Genomic DNA, 16,449 nt, shown 5'->3' on the forward strand with positions numbered 1-16,449 from the left:
TCGCTAGTAGTTAAGCAATCTTAAATGAATTATATGAGCTTTTTATGAAATTAACAGCGATATTCATCACCAGATTGCGATAAAGCAACAAGTTGATTTATAAACCGATGTTATAAAAAGTCAGAATGATTCAGTTTAATCCAGTCTGTAAGAAAATAACTTACATTATGCGCTGTGAGTGCAACAAATTTTGATCTTAGTCATCATATTACGGATTTTTATTACAACCCTGTATGAATTTTTGTTAATATCAGTGCTTAATTAAATGCAGTTTGTTTTATTTGCTTTAGGGGCACGGACCCCCCGTAACGCTTATGGATGGCAGAGGGCCTTAATGAGAGGTTCTTATGGAAGGGTTAGACGTTGTTGAAATCATTGGTTATGGCGCATCGGTTATGGTGGCTATCTCATTAATGATGAAAGATATTATTTGGCTACGTTGGTTAAACTTTGTCGGTTGTACATTATTCGTTATTTACGGTGTACAAATTGAAGCATGGCCAGTTGCAGGCATGAATGCATTTGTTGCTGGGATCAATATATTTCATTTGATCAAAATTTATCGCACAAGTAAGTCGGACAGCCTTGAAGAGGCATCTGCTTAAGTTTGCTGCCAAATGAGGTGTCTTACTAATGAATAATTAATAAGGCACCTTAATCTCATTACTCCTCTGTATATTATCATTCCTTATTTGCGCCCCCTTTAATCTATAACTTCTTATTCTTAAACGCCCCAATCAATATTTTGTCATAAAACCTTCGACAGAATGTCACGTCAGCGTCATTGGCAATAATTACAGTTCTTACAATGGTTGAATAACAATTAATCAATAGGGATTTATTATGGCTAGGGACGTGACGTTTAACATAGCAACTTTAGATAAACTGTTGTTTTGTCGTATTTTGACTTTTTGCCGAGATCATAAATTAACTGACTTTGCCAAAAAAGTATCAGCCACTGGTGATGGGCACTTCTATGTATATATTGGTGTGGGTTTGCTGTTTCTTCATCCCCAAGGTGGTCAGTTTTTTAACTTGATGCTGCTGAGTTACGTCATTGAGCTGCCACTGTATTTACTATTAAAAAATTCAATTCGTCGCACCCGTCCCTGTGCTGCTTTTGCTGGATTTGAGTCTGATTTTCAACCTTCAGATAAATTCAGTTTACCGTCAGGCCATACCGCTGCAGCGTTCATTATGGCTTCTGTGGTGTTGAATATTTTCCCCGCACTTGCGCCTATAGCCTTTGCTTGGGCGATATTTATTGGGTTATCGCGCATAGCTTTAGGGGTTCATTATCCGTTAGATATCTTGGCGGGAATGGGGTTAGGAATGGGCGCTGTCCTATTGGCAGGTCAATTTGTTTAACCTATCGATACTATTGTGTTGCCTTATTATTGGTGACACGCAGGTAGCTTAAGTTCGAATTTAGTTTTACTAAACAATAAAAATAACCTGCGCACTGCCTTATTTGGCTTGCTGCAATCAGCACGTGTTAACACAAGGAACTTTATGAAAATATTATATGGTGTTCAAGGGACTGGAAATGGCCATATTAGTCGCGCACGAGTCATGGCGAAATCATTGAGTAAAACAGATATAGAAGTGGATTTTTTATTTAGTGGCCGCAATGAAGACCAATATTTTGATATGGAGTGCTTCGGTGATTATCAAGTCAGAAAAGGCATGTCGTTCATCACTGAAGGCGGCCGAGTTAATTTAACGAAAACCGTTAAACGTAATGTGACCTCGCCGATTTTGTCGGAAGTTCAGCAAATGGATTTGGCTGACTACGATTTAGTACTCAATGACTTTGAACCAGTCACAGCTTGGGCGGCTAAAAAACAAGGGGTCACTTCGATTAGTATTAGTCATCAAGCGGCGCTGCAGTATCCCGTACCTAAGCAGGGAATGAGCTGGTTTGATGAAATACTTTTGAATAACTTTGCCCCGACGGATATTAAATTGGGCTGCCATTGGCATCACTTTGGTTTTCCAATATTGCCACCCTTTGTGGAAGTGGAGCCAAATGGAGGTGATCATAGCCATCAGATATTAGTTTATCTTCCTTTTGAAAACGCTGACGCCATCGCTAAATTTCTCAGCCCCTTTAATGATTACCAGTTCTTTGTGTATCACGCAGATAAACCTACACTCGATTTACCTGAACATATCAATTGGTTTGGGTTTAATCGAGTTGGTTTTAAAAAACATATGTCACAGTGTGGAGGAGTGATTGGTAATGCTGGGTTTGAATTAGCTAGTGAGGCCATGACGCTTGGCAAAAAGCTGTTGGTAAAACCATTATTAGGCCAATTCGAGCAGTCATCTAATGTGGCTGCACTAGAATTACTTGCCGCAGCTCAGAGTATGGAAAAGCTCGATGGGTTGATCTTAAACCGCTGGTTAAAATCAGCTTCGCCTAAAGCAATAAAATACCCGCAGGTAGGTGATGCATTGGTGAAATGGTTAAAACAAGGTGACTGGCACCAGCATCAAGTACTGTGTAACGATTTATGGTCGCAGGTAGAGTTGCCAGACAATTGGCGTAAATAATTGTAGAGCTAAATTATTTTGAGCGTGAGTATATTGCACAGTGTGCATAACTCCGAATGGAGTGGGTAGCACTTTTATTACACTTGGGAGCTCTCTTTTATTTACTGCAAAGAGAGCGTTTATATTTACATTGAAAGGATATTGGCATTGTTTAAAAGGCTATTAACTGGCTTTTGAATGATGCTCATACAGTTGTTCTAACAGCTCATCTTCAAAAGCAAAGCGAGTTTCCATCGCTTGAGCTAATTTGGATAAATCAGCATCTAAATCCATTAACACATCGTCATTATCGGCTTCAGTGTATTTATCATTAAAGTCCAGTGCAGCATCAGTTGTTTCGCTAATTTGTGGCAGTAGTAGCTGGGCTCGGGCTTTACTGGTTTCGCCGAACTTCTCGCATTCGTTGACCACTTGATCATAAACCTCGAAGTGTCCCTCAGAGACGTAATCGACCAATTGTGCACAGAATTGTTTTACAGCATCGGCTTTAGGCAGACTTTTTGCTGGCATGGTATATGGTGCAAGACCAGCAATTTTAAAATATTGGATCAGTAATACTCTGCGATGTTGTAGCCATTGATCGACAAGTTTATTAGACCCGCCCCATTTCTGTTCGGCTTTTTCGAGTTTTGTCAGCATAGCTAATTCCAGTTTTACAACTAATCCATAACACTTAATGTATGAGAGAAAGTAACTATTGATCAACTATTTTCTGTAAAAGATCGAATGGATCGACCAGATAAAGCGTTATTTGATAGAGAATAATAATAATGCGGAAAGCTATATAAAGAAAAATGCCCAGTGATAGCAAGCTATCACTGGGCAAATAGATTTTTTAAGGGCTCGATTTATCGTGCTTCTTGATTGTTCTTGCTAGCGCAGACTTTTTATACCAAAGGCGAACAAGAGGTGCAACTTTTTTATCCAATTAGGCCTGTATAGTACCTAATTATGAGTATTCTGTGAGCATGATAACGATTGTATTAGCAAATTCGATACTAGTTGGGGTGTTAGTTCACATTAATTTAGCATCGCTGGTTACATTAATCGCATAAGTGCTAAACTACGCGCCAGCGGATATCACTATATGTTTAGGAATCAAGCCCAATGGCAGAATTAAAGAATGATCGTTATTTACGCGCTTTATTAAAACAGCCTGTTGACAGAACGCCTGTCTGGATGATGCGTCAAGCTGGACGTTATCTACCTGAATATAAAGCGACTCGCGCAGAAGCGGGCGACTTTATGTCTCTTTGTAAGAACCAAGATTTAGCATGTGAAGTGACTTTACAGCCACTTCGTCGTTACGACTTAGATGCTGCAATCTTATTCTCAGATATTCTTACCGTTCCAGATGCGATGGGTTTAGGTTTATATTTCGAAACTGGCGAAGGCCCACGTTTTGAACGTCCTACTGATACTATCGATTCAATTAAAAAGCTTTGCATTCCAGATCCAGAAGACGAATTAGGTTACGTGATGCGTGCAGTAAGCACTATTCGTCGTGAACTAAAAGGTGAAGTACCATTAATTGGTTTCTCTGGCTCTCCTTGGACACTTGCGACTTACATGGTTGAAGGTGGTTCAAGCAAAACTTTCGAAAAAATCAAGAAAATGGCTTACGAAGAGCCAGCAACATTACACATGCTATTAGACAAGTTAGCTGACTCAGTTATCTTGTACCTAAATGCACAAGTTGCTAACGGCGCTCAATCGTTAATGATTTTCGATTCATGGGGCGGTGCGTTATCTCACCATGCTTACCGTGAATTCTCACTACGTTACATGCAAAAAATCGTTGATGGCTTAACTCGCCATGCAGACGGTCGCCAAGTACCAGTTACCTTATTCACTAAAGGTGGCGGACTATGGTTAGAATCGATGGCTGAAACAGGTTGTGACGCACTAGGTTTAGACTGGACTGTTGATATTGGCGATGCACGTCGTCGTGTTGGTGAAAAAGTTGCTCTTCAAGGTAACATGGACCCATCTGTACTTTACGCATCTCCTGAGCGTATTCATCAAGAAGTTGACCAAATCTTGTCATCTTACGGTGAAGGTACTGGTCATGTATTTAATTTGGGTCATGGTATTCACCAACATGTTAATCCTGAACATGCAGGTTCGTTCATTAATTCAGTTCATGAGTTATCGGGCAAATACCACAAGTAATTTTTTGCTAAAGTTTAATGCATCTTAATGACGCGACAAAAGACGAGCATTGCTCGTCTTTTTTATTGTGTAAAATAAGTAGAGGTTTGGTGAAGGCCTGCTAAGTTTGGTATGTCACCTATAAATTATGTGGTGTGTGATATCACAAAGTGAGAATGAGATATTCTAATTTGTGATCTTTGCAAAACTATTCAGGGAGTTAATTTGATATTTTATATTCATTCTGAGGATAAATTGTATCAAGCTAACTAGCTTTGTTTCATGATGGGATGGAAGCCACATCTAGTAGCCTTCGCTAAAAAGAGAGTTAAATATGAAAATTCAAATTATTGTTGCTTTAGTGTTCTTTGCTATTTTTGCGGCACTACTTCCAGGTACTCATTACATCTACGTTGCTAATGCCGATTATTACATGGGGCAATTTATAACGGTTGTATCAGTATTATTCATGTGGATATGCTTATTCGCTGGTTTTGCTAGTCTTTTCTTCCATAAAATCAAAAAAGTGTATCAATCAATTGCCAATGGTTAACACCAAGTAATCCGCTAAAGATAACTCTACTCAGGGTTTACTTTTATTGCAGGTTATATTGATGTACGCAAATGTCAAAGCCACCTTCAAAGGTGGCTTTGTTATTTTTGAATTTATATAAATGAGTTAGATTATGGCTAATTCGATCATAAAGTGACTGCCTTTTCCCGGAGTACTTTTGATATCAATACGGCACTTTAATAATCCAAGCAACTGCCTGACAATGGCAAGGCCAACTCCCAGTTGCGGTAGGGGTTGATCGGGGGCAAAATTAAGTTGATGCATCGATAATTGCTTTAACGCTTCGACTTCATGTTTGTGCATGCCTGCACCTGTATCTTTAACTGCTAGCCAACTATGTCCATTTAGGGTTTCGCTGTATACCGTAATGGTGCCATGTTTGGGCGTGTAACGCAGTGCATTATCAACGAGGTTATTCAATATTCGACGCATTAATTGAGGGTCGGTATAAACCTGCAGTTCATCGGTAACATCAAAATCTAAAGTTACTCCCAGTTTTTGGGCTCTCGGCGCAAAAGTTTGCTGTAAGTCGAGTAACACTTCGCGTAAATTGATTTGTTTAATCTGAGCACTTATCTGACCATTTTCCAGTGCTGCAAGTTCAAGTAATTGTGACAAGAGTTGCTGTAAGTTTTGCCCTGAATTGGCTGCGTATTCTATGTACTCAGGCTGACGTTCATCAGGAGGTGAAAGCAACCAAGTATCGATATAACCAATCAACGACGTTAATGGCGTTTTCAAGTCATGTGATAAGTGCAATAAAAAGTCGTGTTTGGCTTGTTGCTGGCGTTTGACTTGTTGATGTTGACGATTCAATTCTTGCAATAAATGGTTAATGTGCTCACTCAGGTTTTTGATTTCTAAACTGCCATTGTAGCGGTCGGGTAGGGTCAAGTTTTCTTCAAGCGGTGCATCTTTCAAGCGTGTTAAATCACTGGCCAACTTTTGAATGGGGCGAGTGAAAAAACCTAATAACAATACAAATAAAATCAATGCAAAAATGATCCAAAAACCGATAGTTGCTCCCCAGAGTTTAGGTTGGTTTTCTGAGTTAATTAGCGCCTGCCAACTGTCGTAATCTTCACCGCCAATAATGACATATAAGTAACCACTATGAAGTCCGTTTTCGGTCACCAGTGGGCTAACTGAAAATATCTTTTGGGTTTCGGTAGAGCGAGGATCTGTGCCTAAAATGGGGAGGTCACGACCGGCAATAAACTGCTGGATCTTGTTTAAATCTACGCGGTCTTTTTTAATTTTTTCTTCTTTTGCATCGTAAGCAACGACTCTTCCTTCAGGATCGAGCGTATAGATTTCAAAGCTTGGCCCCAGCAACATAAAATCATGAAAAGCTTCTTTTAAAGCAGCGTCAGAGGTAATGCCTTGAGAGAGTAAGGGGTTGATATGTGCCATGTGCTCAGCAAGTTGCAGATGTAAAGATTGCTGGATTTGATTACGGCTGAACTCATGGTTTAGCTGTAGCCATTGCCACAAAGCGACAAATAACAGCAATACAACCACAGTCGCAGAGAGGAAGAGTCGGTTAAATAATCGATTCATAATGTGAAACCTACCTTGGTATCGACTGGTGTAAGTAACGACCGTTGCTATTAATTACTGCTGCTATTAATTACTGCTGCTATTAATTACTGCTGCTATTAATTACTGGTGCTATTAACCCGAGTTGAAGTTAACTAATGTGCCTCTGCAGCTGGTGGAGAAAATTTGTAACCTACTCCCCAGACGGTTTTAACTAACTCTGGATGACCTGGGCTGTTCGAAAGTTTAGTGCGTAAACGGTTAATGTGGCTGTTTACCGTGTGTTCATAACCGTCATAGTTATAGCCCCAAACCGCTTCGAGTAACTGCATTCTGCTGAATACTTGTTGAGGGTGCTGAGCTAAAAACAGCAATAAATCAAATTCTCTTGCCGTGAGTTCTAAAGCGCTGTTATTTGATACCACTTCACGGGTGGTTGAGTTAATCGTCACCCCATTAAATTCCAGCTGTTCAGTCTGTATTTGTTGCACTTTACTGCGCCTAAGCATGGCTTTAACGCGAGCTCTAAGCTCTAAAACACTAAAGGGTTTGACTAAGTAATCATCTGCGCCAGCTTCTAAACCCAGCACAATGTCGGCTTCAGAATCTTTAGCGGTGAGCATCATGACAGGTAATGACTTTCCAGCTTCACGTAGTTGCTGGCAAAGCATAATACCGTCTCCGTCAGGTAGCATTCGATCCATTAAGATCAAATCCAGCGCCTTAGAGTCGATTATCTGCATGGCTCGGCTTAACGTAGTGGCATGAAACACTTCGTAATTTAATGCGGTCAGATTCAACATAATTAACTTGGCTAAGTCTTGTTCGTCTTCAACCAGTAAAATATGCTGCTTTATCTGATGGCCGTTATGCTTAGTGTTATCGTTCATCTAAAATTTCCCAAATCAGATCCCTATTGAGCAGACCTGACTTGGGGAGATTAAATTTCAACTTGTTTAATTTATGTTAAATGAACAAGTCTTCCGATAACCTGAGAATGGAGCAAACCAGCTAAACTGGTTTGCTCGTATCAGTTATTCTGTGCGACTAATTGAAATGGCCACAGCAGGATTATCAAAACGATGTGATGGTGTTAATACACTATCCATTAGACCGTCATACATAGTGATAACACCCGGATGAATATGGACAAAATCAACATCATCGCGCTCAGAGTTATATCCTTCGCCGCCATCAGCAGGCCCAGGCATTGTGCCTTTTGCTTCTGAGTTAGCTTCGGTTCCTGCATCGTAAACCATACCGCGCATCGACACAGAATCATCAACTGCTAACATGGTGATGTCATAACCATTAAGACCAGTAAATGCATCATTGGTATTGACTAGCATGGTTGCTACAGTAAGGTTGGCAACATCTGCTTCATTCAACGTTACAGTGATAGTTTCAGACATTCCAGGCATTAATATGCCTGCGCCGCTAACTGTAGTGTTAATTCCTTCAATCGCTGCAACATCAGCAGCATCGCCACCCTCAGCTATTTTTTCGAGTGCAACATTGGCCGCTTCACCTGCTTGCCATAACATGACGTCTGCACTATGCGAAGCAATGGCAATTGGCGACATAGGTTGGTTCGCGGTTAAGTTTGTTACTGTCACAGTGTAAGTTTGCATTACAACTGCAGGTTCTGCTGGCGTAATAGGTTCTGGCGTTGGTGTGTCGTCATCGTCATCTGAACAACCCGTTAATCCTAATACCGCAATTAACGCCACTGCAGTAAGGCTATATTTGTGGCTGAATTTATGACTTTGCATATTTGTATTATTGGTTAAGTTTCTCATCGCGAATCCCCTTATTTGACGGTAACAACTACTTTCGCCACAGGGTTTAACCAACGGTGAATACGGCTATCTAAATCACTTGCGCCGCCAGCAGCATCGGTATCACCTAAAACACCTGGATGAATATGAACATAGCTATTGCTTGAACCGTCCATAACACCAGTACCATTCATGCCTGCATCACCGCCCGGCGCCGCAGGGATACCTGGTACCCCAGACATACCGCCGCCATTAACCATTTCGTCATTGGCTTCTGTACCAGCATCATAAGCATTAAGGTACAAGGTATAGCTACCAGCCTCTGTAGGGATTTCCCATCCATCTAAACCAATAAAGGCGTCATTGGTCGGTAACACCATCGCAACGATAGATAAATGAGTCATTTCCATAGAATCGAGCATCACTTCATTAACGGTTGCGCCTGGCGCTAATAAACCCATTGCAGGATTAGCAGAAGTTTGACCGCCCGCGCCTGTCACTGCGGCATCTAAATCACCAATGTCACCACCTTCTGCCATTTTCTGTAGTGCAGGGGTCGCAGTGCCGCCGACTTCAAATAAGTGGCTATCAGCATCATGTGCTGCAATAAGCAATGGGGTGAAATGGTTACCGTGAGTTAAGTTCACTACGCTAATTTCTAATTCTGCAGCTGCTGCAGAAACACTGAATAAACCAGCAGCCACTAGACCTAAAGAAAGTAGACTGGCTTTGGTGGCCATTGATTTTGAAACTGACGTATTGTTTGCTGATGCCTTTAAGACTGATGATTTCATAACAGAGCTCCTTTTGTTTAATTGCATTCAATTCTGCCAAAGGGATCTCACTGTGTTATCGCCAAATTATCACAAAAGTTTAACATCGTTATTTTCGCTAAATAATTGTGCTATCTTGGCGATATATTATGACAACATGGAGTCAAAATAATAATGATAAGAAGCTTAACTCCTGATGACTTTCAAGAAGTTATTGAACTCGGTAACTTGGTTCATGGTGAAGGGTATTTAAATTTATCTTCGCTTGAAAAAATTTATCAAATGGGTATAAAAAATAATATCAATGCCCACTTTATCGCAGAAGGTGAACAAATATCACCAACTAATAATATTCATAAGTCGAAAGCTGGGATTGTCGGTTTTAGGCTAACTTATGCCGCTGGAAAGTGGCCAGTTGATCTATGGTGTACACCTGAAAAATGGCCGGTAGGCATTGAGGATATGTGTTACTTCAAATGCAATACCGTTGCAGAAACTGAGCGAGGTAAAGGAATTGGTTCGCAGTTACTGCAAGCCTCAATTGAGGCAGTAAAACAGCAAGGAGCAAAAGCGGGTGTGAGTCATTTATGGCAACAAAGCCCCAATAACTCAGCTGTTGGTTATTTTAGCCATGCCGGAGGCAAGCTGATAAAAGAACATCCAAGCCGCTGGAATCAACAACATGATAATAGTGATTACCTTTGTGTTTTGTGCGGGGATGATTGTCACTGCACGGCTTGTGAAATGGTGATAGATTTTAGTTAATTGAAATTAAATGAGTGTTAAGGCGAAGCGGTTATTTACCTGCAGTTTCATTTTAACGTATCACCACGTAATTTTTACCATGTACTTTAATTCTGAGTATTAGTTCATGTCTCAACAGTTCTATGACCCCTTGCTTGCGGCATTGCCAGCATCACAGCCTTTAGCTAATAGCTACTGGGCGAGTACGCAAGCACTGCCTAAATTATTGCCCGCATTAAATGGCTGTCAGCAGACCGATGTGGCCATTATCGGTGGTGGCTACACAGGCCTGCTTACGGCTTACTATTTAGCAACTGAATACAATATTGATTGCCATGTACTTGAAGCAAACCAAGTGGGTTTTGGTGCCAGTGCACGTAATGCAGGCTTTGTATTAAAAGGCTCGGGAAGGTTGGGTTACTCGGCTATGGCAAAACGCTGGGATATGACCACCGCCCAAGGTATTTACACTGAATTCACTCAAGCAGTTAATCGGGTGGAAGGCTTGATTAATCAACATCAAATCCAATGTGAGCCTCAAGATAAAGGTTATCTTAAAGTGGCACATAACCCTAAAGCCCTTAGCAGTCTTAAGTCTGCCGCCGATTTTATTCAGCAAAATATGGCCAAAGACAGTGATTTTACAGCGGAGTTTATCAATGCTGAAGCATTTAGAAACCAATACCTTAATCATCATCAAGCTTATGGCGCCTTAAGGCTTAATGACGGCTTTGGGATTAACCCTCTTAAGCTATTGCTGGGTTATAAGTCCATGGTTGAAAAGCTGGGAATAACCATTAACGAGCAATCCTGTGTGCGTGACTGGATAGAGGAAAATGGAAAGCACCGTTTAGTAACGGATCAAGGTGAACTGTTAGCCAATAAGGTGATCATGGCGGGTAATGCTTATTCGCCTAAGCAGCTGAACCAAAGAATAGATGATAAGTTTTTGCCAATTTTGAGCAATATTATCGTCACTGAACCATTAACGGCAGATGAGCTAAAAGCAGCAGGCTTGCATAGTCATCAAGTGACCATGGATACACGAATATTAAAATATTACTTTAGATTACTGCCCGATAACCGATTGTTATTTGGTGGGCGCGGCGCTGTATGGGGGAAGGATGCAGCTAAGCCTATTTATGGTCAGCGGTTAAAGCTTGCGATGGATAAGTGCTTTCCACATTTAAGTCGAAAGAAAGTCGCTTATAATTGGACTGGTTGGATAGCTGCATCGATGGATGATATGCCCCATGTGTATAGCAACAATGGCGTAGGTTACAGCCTAGGTTATTGCGGTGCAGGGGTATCATTTAGCGCACAAGCTGCATTTAGATTAGCCCAAAGTATTGCCGGTGAAACCTTACCTAACTTACCTTTGTATAATTCCCCGCTACCAACTATGCCTTTTACAAAAGCAAGACGAATAGGGCAATGGGGCTATTATCATTATGGCTGGCTCAAAGATAAGTTTGGTTAGAACACGTTTATTTAGCTGAGTTCAGCTTCCTGAGTCAGTTCCGTTTCATCCAATGGCTCAATTTTAAAATTGAAATAAGCATATGATGCGCTGATAAACGGACAGACTAAGTTAAAAATAGCGTAGGGTAGGTATGCGATAGTCGCAACACCAAGAGTACTTGCCATGAATGCGCCGCAAGTATTCCAAGGGATAAGTGGACTAGTGACTGTGGCAGAGTCTTCCAATGAACGACTTAAATTGACCGCGGCTAACTTCCGTTTTTGATACTCAAGCTTTAGCATACGGCCGGGAAGTACAATGGCAATATATTGGTCTGCAGTTATCACATTTGCGCCAATGCACACGCCTAATGTGGTGATAATCAAACTGCTAGTACCTGTTACTAAGCTCATGATGCTTTCAAGTAAGCGGGCTAATAAACCGGTGACTTCCATTACGCCACCAAAGGCCATGGCACATAAAATTAGCCATACGGTTGTCACCATACTGCTCATGCCGCCACGACTTAATAGATTATCTAAAACTACATCTCCAGTATTTGCCACATAACCGTCAAACATTGCTATCCAAATGCCTTTGACGATAGCGACTAAAGGTAATAAGTCAGGCTCATTAACATAAGCTACCACATTGTCGAATTGAAATATTGCAGCACAAATAGCGCCAGCAAGTGTGCCGATAATCACGGTCGGGAAGGCTGGCATTTTTTTATTCGCTAAAAAGAGCACCACCAGTAACGGCAGTAGCAAATGCAACCCAGGTTGATAAGTCTCCTCAAGTAAAGTGAGCGTGTCACCTAGTTGTGAGTTAAAGCTCGATACATCGGCCGATAAACCTAAAAATATAAACACGATGAGTGCAATGATAATGCTAGGCACTGTTGTCCAAGTCATATGCTTGATGTGACTGAAAATGTTTGAACCTGCAACAGCTGGCGCTAGGTTGGTGGTGTCTGATAATGGTGACATTTTATCGCCAAAATATGCGCCACTAATAATGGCACCAGCGGTGATGTTTACATCTAACCCCATTGCAGAGGCAATGCCAATCAGTGCGATACCTATGGTGCCAGCAACGGTCCACGAACTACCAATACTGATTGCTACCACTGCACATAAAATACAGCTGGCTGCATAAAAATACTGTGGATGCAGAATTTGCATGCCGTAGTAAATCATTGTCGGAACTGTGCCCGCTAAAATCCATGTGCCAATGAGTGAACCTACAGTAAATAAGATCAGTAAAGCGCCGGTCGCAACGCCAATACTTTTAATGATCCCACGCTCCATTTGGTTCCAGCTATAGCCATTTTTATAACCAATAACAATGGCAATACACGCAGCTAGGATTAAGGCTATTTGATTAGCGCCTGATGAGCTATCAGAAGAGAAAAGGTACACGGCAGCGCCCAGCATGGTGATAAGGGCAATGACAGGAGCAAGGGCATCAAACAGGCTCGGCTGTTTATGTTGAGTGTCAGACATGAAGCTATCCCTAATGTTATTTTTATTATAGATATCGTTTTAGAGTTTTATTGGCTGTTGCTTTAGTTGTTAATATTAACCGCTACAACTGTTACTTATTTGTAGTAGTGCGACATCCTGCCATAGATATAGTGGATAAGTCGATGTTTGTTAGATGCTTTAGAATAGTGAAAAAAGCGTCGAGTTAGACCTTCTTGAATCTTTAGTTTATTGAAGAGGCATATTTACTCATCATGGATGACTAATGTTGCATAATTAACAAAATAAGCTAGAGGAAATTAAGCTTGGTTTTTAATGTTACTTAGTTAATAGAAAGAGAGGATTGGATCCTGCTTATGCGATTAAAGCTAATTTGCAGCTAAGGTTACACTTTATTCATTAAACAGCCTCCTTATATATCGTGGAATAAGATCTTGCTCTTACAACACGAGATAACAGCAGTCACAAAGGTAAAAGATGAATAAAATAGTAATTGGCGCAGTGGGCATTTTTGTTTCATTAAGCGCAATGGCACAGGAAAATGAAGCGGTAGAACAGGCTCAAGTTGCAGAAGCGATGAGTGAGTTAGTGGTTGTTGAAACATCTATGTTGATGCTTGAAGAAGGCGACCAATACCATACTGAATTTATGACATTAATGACGACACAATTTAGTGAAATTTTAATCACTAATGAGCAAGCAAAAGACCTGTCTTTAGTGCAGACAAAGCACTTTTATTTATCTGCAGAGCCAAACATTACAACACTGAATCAAGTGGTATCTGACATTATTGACGCAGATAGCCCAACTTATTTTTCTGTGAGTTTATTTCGTGAATATAACCGTAATAATGGTGGTTATCAGTTTGGTGCAAAAGTGACCGAATACCAAGATTTAGTAAATAAATAGTAAATCATTCTGATTTAATTCAACTTCTTGCCGAGCTCATGCTCGGCTTTTTTATATTTAGTGATTGTTATTCTAGCGTGTATGCTGCGAACGTTAGATACTAGAGAAGTTGGATTAGTGCTTTATTTCGAATAAAACTTAACCAGCAAAGATTAACAGGCCCTAGGCATTTTACTGAACTTGGACACTATTTTTAGGAATATTTATGAAGCTATCGACTTTTCATCCAGACTTTAGCGAAGAGGTTATTGATCTTTACACTCAAGTATTTGGCGATGCAGAAGGAGAGTCTGAGGGGAAAGTGATTGGTCATTTAGTGTCTGAAATATTAACCACGACGAAACCAGAAGATTTATTCGGTTTTGTAGCGGCGATAGATCATCAAATCGTTGGCTGTATTTTGTTTAGTAAGCTGACTTTAGCTAATAGCACTAAGGCATTTATTCTATCGCCAGTTGCGGTTGATACGTCTCATCAAGGCCAAGGTGTTGGCCAAGCACTGATTAACTTTGGGCTTGAAGCATTAAAAGATAAAGGCGTTGAGTTAGCGTTTACTTACGGTGATCCTAGCTACTACGTTAAAGTAGGGTTTAAACCTATTAGCGAATCTTGTATCAAGGCACCGCTGATATTAACTTATCCAGAAGGGTGGTTGGCTCAATCGTTAACAGGCTCAGAGATTGAAGCGATTGAAGGTGAGAGTTTTTGTGTTGATGCATTGAATGAGCAATCTTACTGGTAACTTGGTTTCGGCTGAAATGCCGAAGTTTTATTTATTCTTTAAGTCTAAATCTACATCAAAGTCGTGGCGCTTCGCCCACACCAGAATCAAGGGGTAAAGCGCTTGTCCCCCTTGATAATCCCTCAGCGCTCCGGCGAAATTTAAAAAGCAAAATTTCCAACGGAGTATTATTTAGCTTTTAGCTTCATTTGGTTCTGCTGCGTTCATTTTCAAAAATCACTAACGTTTCTGATGGAGCGTTTCGTTTTGAATTCTGGCTACAAGCAACATCAAGGTCGTGGCGCTTCGCCCACACCAGAATCAAGGGGTAAAGCGCTTGTCCCCCTTGATAATCCCTCAGCGCTCCGGCGAAATTTAAAAAGCAAAATTTCCAACGGAGTATTATTTAGCTTTTAGCTTCATTTGGTTCAGCTTCGTGCATCTTCAAAAATCACTAACGCTTACGATGGGGCGTCCCTTCCCCTCGAAAGCTAGCCTGACATCCATGTCAGGACTCACGCAATTTTCTAGATGCACTCAAGCCAATTGAATACTGCGGCTTTGCCTTTTACTGACTACAAAATGAAGTTAAATCGAAGAAGTAATAATTCCAGTGCAGATGCAGCAGCGAGCTTCCAAAACATGGATGTTTTGGCAGAGCTTACAGGGATGTACTTGTAGCGTCTCGCAGTTGTATCTGCACATAAGCCTGCGGCAGGCAATTGGTTAGATTGAAGCTATGGGCTTATGATTTATGATTCAATTAATTGCTTTTATTAAAATGGTTTATTACGTCGTAATGTATTCATTATTAAGGTAAGTTATTGTTGGAAAATAAATCAGTGAAATGACAAACCTTGATGATTTTAAGATATGGATATTTCAATAAGGAGAGCATATTGGACGAAGTTATAAAATGGGTAACTTTGATTTCTAATATAGTTACAATTCTTGCCTCTGCAATAGCAATTTTTTTGTTTGTAACTAAAAGAGAATCTATTGCAACCGTATTTAATTTGTTGATTAATTATACTTATCAATTGTCTCTTTCTGAAATTAAAGAAAAACTTGAAAAGTTAAATGATTATAATGCCAAAGAACCCGCTGAAAATGAGAAAATAGTCAATATTCTTAATGAAATATCGGGACAAATTAAAGGAAATGATAAGTTGAAAGATCATTTCCAAAAACAGTTAGAAGAAATTAGTGTATTTGCTTTGGGCAAAAAGGCATTATCTGAGCCTAAAAAAAGAGCACTAGTCAGTGAACTAAGAGAAAGGCTACGGCACCTTAACGTTAAGAATATAGATGATTTAGTTGGAGTTTCTAAATGAGTAAAATAGTTACAGCTATTAATGCAATGATTTCAAATCCAGAGCTTATTACTGATTCAATTCAAGGTTGTGAAGATGGTGAACAATTTTTTGTTTATGATAAAAAGCATAGCTGGTCAATTACTTCTAATGAATCTGGTAAGTTCTATTTACATTATTACCCTGGCAGCCCTGATGTCTATTATTTAGCCAATATCGCAGGGCAACATTGGCATCAAGAAGAAGTTAAAATGGTCACTTATAATAGTGATATTCTCGGAACTCAGGAGGCTTTATCCTCAATGAAAGAGCTTCAATCTATTGTTAGTGAAAAGGTATATGGAATGGATGATGTGCTGGAAGACATCATTAAGAAGGGACAACTCTAAATAGAACCATCATTCACAGTATCAATTATCAAGTTTGTAGTTCTTTTAATCGAAGC

General features: G+C 40.3%; 17 protein-coding genes. 11 read left to right on the forward strand and 6 right to left on the reverse strand.

Going from position 1 to position 16,449, the window contains the following annotated elements; genetic code table 11:
• Positions 1-347: 347 nt before the first annotated feature.
• The 3 genes from K5Q58_RS09900 to K5Q58_RS09910 all read left to right on the forward strand — a co-directional run bounded on the left by K5Q58_RS09900 (position 348) and on the right by K5Q58_RS09910 (position 2,556).
• Positions 348-605 (forward strand): uroporphyrinogen decarboxylase, encoded by a 258-nt coding sequence (locus tag K5Q58_RS09900; RefSeq protein ID WP_220753765.1) that lies wholly within the window; start codon positions 348-350, stop codon positions 603-605.
• Between the two features lie 238 nt (positions 606-843).
• Entirely contained in the window at positions 844-1,368 is a 525-nt protein-coding gene (locus K5Q58_RS09905) for a phosphatase PAP2 family protein (protein ID WP_374758493.1), read from the forward strand.
• A 144-nt stretch (positions 1,369-1,512) separates the two neighbouring features.
• Positions 1,513-2,556, forward strand: coding sequence for an MJ1255/VC2487 family glycosyltransferase (locus K5Q58_RS09910; protein ID WP_220753767.1), 1,044 nt, complete (start codon positions 1,513-1,515; stop codon positions 2,554-2,556).
• 162 nt (positions 2,557-2,718) lie between these two features.
• Here K5Q58_RS09910 and rsd read toward each other — a convergent pair whose 3' ends face one another.
• Positions 2,719-3,195 carry a sigma D regulator gene (gene rsd, locus K5Q58_RS09915; protein ID WP_220753768.1) on the reverse strand — a complete coding sequence of 159 codons (477 nt, stop codon included), beginning with the start codon at positions 3,193-3,195 and terminating at the stop codon, positions 2,719-2,721.
• 468 nt (positions 3,196-3,663) lie between these two features.
• Between rsd and hemE the strand changes: the two genes are divergently transcribed.
• Both hemE and K5Q58_RS09925 read left to right on the forward strand, forming a co-directional pair.
• Complete coding sequence (gene hemE, locus K5Q58_RS09920; RefSeq protein ID WP_153914634.1) at positions 3,664-4,728, forward strand: uroporphyrinogen decarboxylase; 1,065 nt, start codon at positions 3,664-3,666, stop codon at positions 4,726-4,728.
• 313 nt (positions 4,729-5,041) lie between these two features.
• Entirely contained in the window at positions 5,042-5,260 is a 219-nt protein-coding gene (locus tag K5Q58_RS09925) for a hypothetical protein (RefSeq protein ID WP_220753769.1), read from the forward strand.
• A 126-nt stretch (positions 5,261-5,386) separates the two neighbouring features.
• Here the strand turns inward: K5Q58_RS09925 and K5Q58_RS09930 are convergent, their stop codons facing one another.
• The 4 genes from K5Q58_RS09930 to K5Q58_RS09945 form a co-directional block, all read right to left on the reverse strand.
• Positions 5,387-6,841 carry a sensor histidine kinase KdpD gene (locus tag K5Q58_RS09930; protein WP_220753770.1) on the reverse strand — a complete coding sequence of 485 codons (1,455 nt, stop codon included), beginning with the start codon at positions 6,839-6,841 and terminating at the stop codon, positions 5,387-5,389.
• Positions 6,842-6,975: 134 nt separating this feature from the next.
• Positions 6,976-7,710 carry a response regulator transcription factor gene (locus K5Q58_RS09935; protein WP_220753771.1) on the reverse strand — a complete coding sequence of 245 codons (735 nt, stop codon included), beginning with the start codon at positions 7,708-7,710 and terminating at the stop codon, positions 6,976-6,978.
• 144 nt (positions 7,711-7,854) lie between these two features.
• Complete coding sequence (locus tag K5Q58_RS09940; RefSeq protein ID WP_259651308.1) at positions 7,855-8,619, reverse strand: spondin domain-containing protein; 765 nt, start codon at positions 8,617-8,619, stop codon at positions 7,855-7,857.
• Between the two features lie 11 nt (positions 8,620-8,630).
• Positions 8,631-9,338: a spondin domain-containing protein gene (locus K5Q58_RS09945; RefSeq protein WP_220753792.1), complete on the reverse strand. Its 708-nt coding sequence runs from the start codon at positions 9,336-9,338 to the stop codon at positions 8,631-8,633.
• A gap of 207 nt (positions 9,339-9,545) precedes the next feature.
• Between K5Q58_RS09945 and K5Q58_RS09950 the strand changes: the two genes are divergently transcribed.
• Positions 9,546-10,136: a GNAT family N-acetyltransferase gene (locus tag K5Q58_RS09950; RefSeq protein ID WP_220753772.1), complete on the forward strand. Its 591-nt coding sequence runs from the start codon at positions 9,546-9,548 to the stop codon at positions 10,134-10,136.
• A 106-nt stretch (positions 10,137-10,242) separates the two neighbouring features.
• Positions 10,243-11,595: an FAD-binding oxidoreductase gene (locus tag K5Q58_RS09955; protein ID WP_220753773.1), complete on the forward strand. Its 1,353-nt coding sequence runs from the start codon at positions 10,243-10,245 to the stop codon at positions 11,593-11,595.
• An 11-nt stretch (positions 11,596-11,606) separates the two neighbouring features.
• Here K5Q58_RS09955 and nhaC read toward each other — a convergent pair whose 3' ends face one another.
• A complete protein-coding gene (nhaC, locus tag K5Q58_RS09960) occupies positions 11,607-13,082 on the reverse strand; it encodes a Na+/H+ antiporter NhaC (RefSeq protein ID WP_220753774.1) in 1,476 nt (491 codons plus the stop codon).
• Positions 13,083-13,538: 456 nt separating this feature from the next.
• On the opposite strand from nhaC, the gene K5Q58_RS09965 reads away from it, so the two are divergent.
• The 4 genes from K5Q58_RS09965 (at position 13,539) to K5Q58_RS09980 (ending at position 16,393) form a co-directional block, all read left to right on the forward strand.
• Positions 13,539-13,970: a hypothetical protein gene (locus K5Q58_RS09965; RefSeq protein ID WP_220753775.1), complete on the forward strand. Its 432-nt coding sequence runs from the start codon at positions 13,539-13,541 to the stop codon at positions 13,968-13,970.
• 205 nt (positions 13,971-14,175) lie between these two features.
• Positions 14,176-14,712 (forward strand): GNAT family N-acetyltransferase, encoded by a 537-nt coding sequence (locus K5Q58_RS09970; RefSeq protein WP_220753776.1) that lies wholly within the window; start codon positions 14,176-14,178, stop codon positions 14,710-14,712.
• An 878-nt stretch (positions 14,713-15,590) separates the two neighbouring features.
• Positions 15,591-16,025 (forward strand): hypothetical protein, encoded by a 435-nt coding sequence (locus tag K5Q58_RS09975; protein WP_220753777.1) that lies wholly within the window; start codon positions 15,591-15,593, stop codon positions 16,023-16,025.
• Entirely contained in the window at positions 16,022-16,393 is a 372-nt protein-coding gene (locus K5Q58_RS09980; RefSeq protein ID WP_220753778.1) for a hypothetical protein, read from the forward strand. The genes K5Q58_RS09975 and K5Q58_RS09980 overlap by 4 nt, the downstream gene beginning before the upstream one ends.
• Positions 16,394-16,449 lie beyond the last annotated feature (56 nt).

It is taken from the genome of Shewanella sp. KT0246 (assembly GCF_019654955.1).
Classification (GTDB): Bacteria; Pseudomonadota; Gammaproteobacteria; order Enterobacterales; family Shewanellaceae; genus Shewanella; species Shewanella goraebulensis.

What these genes read in the sequence shown, in the direction of transcription:
- K5Q58_RS09930 (WP_220753770.1), bottom strand. Translation starts at nt 6,841, where the DNA reads ATGAATCGATTATTTAACCGACTCTTCCTCTCTGCGACTGTGGTTGTA.
- rsd (WP_220753768.1), bottom strand. Translation starts at nt 3,195, where the DNA reads ATGCTGACAAAACTCGAAAAAGCCGAACAGAAATGGGGCGGGTCTAAT.
- K5Q58_RS09900 (WP_220753765.1), top strand. Translation starts at nt 348, where the DNA reads ATGGAAGGGTTAGACGTTGTTGAAATCATTGGTTATGGCGCATCGGTT.
- K5Q58_RS09910 (WP_220753767.1), top strand. Translation starts at nt 1,513, where the DNA reads ATGAAAATATTATATGGTGTTCAAGGGACTGGAAATGGCCATATTAGT.
- K5Q58_RS09905 (WP_374758493.1), top strand. Translation starts at nt 844, where the DNA reads ATGGCTAGGGACGTGACGTTTAACATAGCAACTTTAGATAAACTGTTG.
- K5Q58_RS09925 (WP_220753769.1), top strand. Translation starts at nt 5,042, where the DNA reads ATGAAAATTCAAATTATTGTTGCTTTAGTGTTCTTTGCTATTTTTGCG.
- K5Q58_RS09950 (WP_220753772.1), top strand. Translation starts at nt 9,546, where the DNA reads ATGATAAGAAGCTTAACTCCTGATGACTTTCAAGAAGTTATTGAACTC.
- hemE (WP_153914634.1), top strand. Translation starts at nt 3,664, where the DNA reads ATGGCAGAATTAAAGAATGATCGTTATTTACGCGCTTTATTAAAACAG.
- K5Q58_RS09935 (WP_220753771.1), bottom strand. Translation starts at nt 7,710, where the DNA reads ATGAACGATAACACTAAGCATAACGGCCATCAGATAAAGCAGCATATT.
- K5Q58_RS09965 (WP_220753775.1), top strand. Translation starts at nt 13,539, where the DNA reads ATGAATAAAATAGTAATTGGCGCAGTGGGCATTTTTGTTTCATTAAGC.
- K5Q58_RS09980 (WP_220753778.1), top strand. Translation starts at nt 16,022, where the DNA reads ATGAGTAAAATAGTTACAGCTATTAATGCAATGATTTCAAATCCAGAG.
- K5Q58_RS09955 (WP_220753773.1), top strand. Translation starts at nt 10,243, where the DNA reads ATGTCTCAACAGTTCTATGACCCCTTGCTTGCGGCATTGCCAGCATCA.
- K5Q58_RS09940 (WP_259651308.1), bottom strand. Translation starts at nt 8,619, where the DNA reads ATGAGAAACTTAACCAATAATACAAATATGCAAAGTCATAAATTCAGC.
- K5Q58_RS09945 (WP_220753792.1), bottom strand. Translation starts at nt 9,338, where the DNA reads ATGGCCACCAAAGCCAGTCTACTTTCTTTAGGTCTAGTGGCTGCTGGT.
- K5Q58_RS09970 (WP_220753776.1), top strand. Translation starts at nt 14,176, where the DNA reads ATGAAGCTATCGACTTTTCATCCAGACTTTAGCGAAGAGGTTATTGAT.
- nhaC (WP_220753774.1), bottom strand. Translation starts at nt 13,082, where the DNA reads ATGTCTGACACTCAACATAAACAGCCGAGCCTGTTTGATGCCCTTGCT.